General features: G+C 65.2%; 3 protein-coding genes. 1 reads left to right on the forward strand and 2 read right to left on the reverse strand.

Going from position 1 to position 2870, the window contains the following annotated elements; translation table 11 throughout:
- Positions 1 to 10: 10 nt before the first annotated feature.
- Positions 11 to 280 (forward strand): prevent-host-death protein, encoded by a 270-nt coding sequence (locus ACLFQI_RS13095; RefSeq protein WP_410759974.1) that lies wholly within the window; start codon positions 11 to 13, stop codon positions 278 to 280.
- A 155-nt stretch (positions 281 to 435) separates the two neighbouring features.
- Here the strand turns inward: ACLFQI_RS13095 and ACLFQI_RS13100 are convergent, their stop codons facing one another.
- Together ACLFQI_RS13100 and ACLFQI_RS13105 are read right to left on the reverse strand one after the other, a co-directional pair.
- Positions 436 to 1071 carry a response regulator transcription factor gene (locus ACLFQI_RS13100; RefSeq protein WP_410759976.1) on the reverse strand — a complete coding sequence of 212 codons (636 nt, stop codon included), beginning with the start codon at positions 1069 to 1071 and terminating at the stop codon, positions 436 to 438.
- Positions 1071 to 2870: ATP-binding protein (locus tag ACLFQI_RS13105; RefSeq protein WP_410759978.1), on the reverse strand; the 1800-nt coding region annotated here is incomplete at its 5' end. The genes ACLFQI_RS13100 and ACLFQI_RS13105, both read right to left, overlap by 1 nt.

Below are 2870 nucleotides of genomic sequence, written 5' to 3' on the forward strand. Positions count from 1 at the left end.
CTAAGCAGCCATGAACAGCATTCCAGCCCAAGACATCAAACGCCGTGGGATCTCCGCCGTTGATGAGGCGCTTCACGACGGCCCGGTTCATGTCATCAAGAACAACCGACCAAGCTATGTCGTGCTCACCGAAGCGGCCTATACAGAGCTTCTCGAAAGCTCCCTCGATGCGGCCAAGGCTCATTTGCATGCGTCCCTCAGTGACTTGGAGGCCGGTCGAACCACCCGCTACGAGAGCGCCGATTCCTTGATGAAAGCCCTTGACGCCGACGAATCATGAGCTTCGCGCTGGTCACTACCCAGCACTTTGAACGCCGCGCACGCAAGTTCCTCCGCAAACATCCCGATCTACGCCAAGCCCTGCGGGATACACTGGACGACCTCAACCGAGATCCCTTCCAACCCAAGCTCAAGCTCCACTCGCTCTCCGGCAATCTAGGCGGAGCGCAGGCTGTCAGCTTCACCAGGCGGACAGAGGGCGACCATGTTGCACAGCATCGCAATGCTATCGGCCTCCATCTTCTCCATCATCTTCGCCCGGTGGGTCTCGACCGTGCGCGGGCTGATCTCGAGTTCGCGCGCGATGTCCTTGTTCGACAGCCCTTGGGTCGCGAATCTCATCACCTGTCGCTCGCGTGGCGTCAAGCTCGCGCAGCGCGCGCGCACGGCCGCGAGCGCGCGCGCATCGTCCCGCTGTCGGCGGTCGATCTCGAAGGCGCGCTCGATGCGCTCGGTGAGCTTGCTCTTGCTCACCGGCTTCTCGAGGAAGTCGACCGCGCCCAACTGCACCGCCCGCACCGTAGTTGGCACATCGCCGAATCCGGACAGAAAGATGATCGGCAGGTCATAGCCGCGTTGACGCAGCGCCTGCTGCAGCTCCAGGCCCGTCATCTCCGGCATGCGCATGTCGAGCACCAGGCAGCCGCAGTCGTCGTCCGCGCAGGAGGCGAGAAACGCCTTGGCGCTGGCAAAGCCCTGCACCCGATAGCCGAGCATCTCGAGCAACAGCTGCATCGATTCGCGCATGGCGTCGTCGTCATCGACGATGTAGACACTTTGCTCCGTATTCATCAATCTCCTCCAGTCATCGCCAGTGGCAGCATAAAGTGGAACATGGCACCGTTGCTCGCGCCACGATCGGCCCAGAGCTTGCCTCCATGGCCCTCGACGATGTCGCGGCTGATCGGAAGCCCCATGCCAAGACCCGCGCTGCGCCGCGACGAGAACAGATCGAACAAGGCGTTCTCATTTTCCATATCCAGCCCAGGGCCGGTATCACTCACCGTGACCTGGATCATCGGTGAACCCGCATCGGCCTGGCCCATGAGGCTGACCTCGGAGGTGCAGGAACCGGTGGCAATGGTCACCCGCCGCACCGGCATCTCCGCCTCATCAATGGCCTGCACCGCGTTGCAGATCAGGTTGACCATGACCTGCTCCAGCTGAACCGGGTCACCGAGCAGCCAGAGACCGGCCGAGCCCGAGTTGAACCGCAGCTCGACCTGCCGTTGACTCGCAAACCAGCCGATCAATTCCAGCGTGCGCTCGATCAGGGGATCGAGCTCGACCGGCTGCATCCGGATCTCTTTGTGGCGCAGGAAGTCACGCAGGCGCTCGACAATGGCGCCGGCGCGCTCGAGCTGGGCATCGGCCTTGGCGATCATCGGCTCCAGGCTCGTCCCATCGGCTGGACGCTGCTTCGCATCCGAGCCTTGCAGCTGCTCGAGCGCGGCGCGCCCGAAGAAGGACGCGGCGTTCAGTGGCTGCGCCAGCTCGTGCACCAATGAGGTGGCGAGCACCCCGACCGCATTGACGCGTGCCGCATGGGCCGCCGCCTCCCGCGCGAGCTGGGTATGCTGCTCGGCGCGCTTGCGGTCGGTGACGTCGATCTGCACGATGACCGCCCCCTGCCCTGTCTCCTCTCCCCCAGCCTCAGCTCCCTCGGCGTCGAGCGGCGCGGCGGTCAACGCCAGCCAGTGCTCGCCATCCCGGCGCTCACAGGCATACTCGGCAACGAACCGCTGGCGACGCCGCGCGAGGACGCCCGCCACGCCGTCGGCAATGGCAGCGGTCTCGGCCCCGAACGCAGGGCGCTCAGCCTCCGATCGGGAGGCCTGATTGCGACAGACCGCAAGAAAGTCGCATCCGACATCGGCCTGTCGCGCCGACGTCCCCGGGGGCGAGCGCTCAGGGCAGTCGGCAAAGCGCTTCCAGACCGCGTTGGCGAGGACGATGCGGCCCTTCGCGTCCAGAACGATGACCTCGGCCGGCAGGGCATCGAGGATGGCGTGGGCGCGGTGCTCGGTCGCCCGCTTGCTGCGCTTGAGCCGGCGCTCGGCGGTGATATCGACCAGCGCGCTGAAGCACTCAGGCCCCTGATCGCCATGGCGTCGTGACGACACCAACCGCAAGGCCTGGGGCGCCGGCTCGGGACGTGGACGGCGCGACTCGAGATCGACCTCCAATGGTTGAACCTTGGCTCCATCGGCGCTGGCAACCACGGCAGAGACATGGTCAAGGAACCGGCGCATCTCGCCACCTGCCAACAGGACCGGGAACGGCGTGTTGCTGAGTCGCAGGCGATCGCGCCCGAGCATCTGCGCGGCGGTGAGATTGATCTCGCGGATGCGCCCACGCCGATCAAAGACCGCAAAGCCAACCGGCGCCAGATCGAACAAGCGCGCGTAGTGGTCGCGCGAGACCTCTAGGATGTGGCGCGCCTCGGCCAGCTCGCGCCCCTGCAGCTCAAGCTCCACCTGGTGCGTTTGCAGCTCGAGCAGCAGATCGCGGGTCGCGTCGTTGGCGCGTCCACTGTCCAGCAATTTACTGATCAGCTGGTCTAGCCGACGCGCCAGCTCAGGCTTACTCAG

The organism is Halochromatium sp. (assembly GCF_046541315.1).
Classification (GTDB): Bacteria; Pseudomonadota; Gammaproteobacteria; order Chromatiales; family Chromatiaceae; genus Lamprobacter.

What these genes read in the sequence shown, in the direction of transcription:
- ACLFQI_RS13095 (WP_410759974.1), top strand. Translation starts at nt 11, where the DNA reads ATGAACAGCATTCCAGCCCAAGACATCAAACGCCGTGGGATCTCCGCC.
- ACLFQI_RS13100 (WP_410759976.1), bottom strand. Translation starts at nt 1,071, where the DNA reads ATGAATACGGAGCAAAGTGTCTACATCGTCGATGACGACGACGCCATG.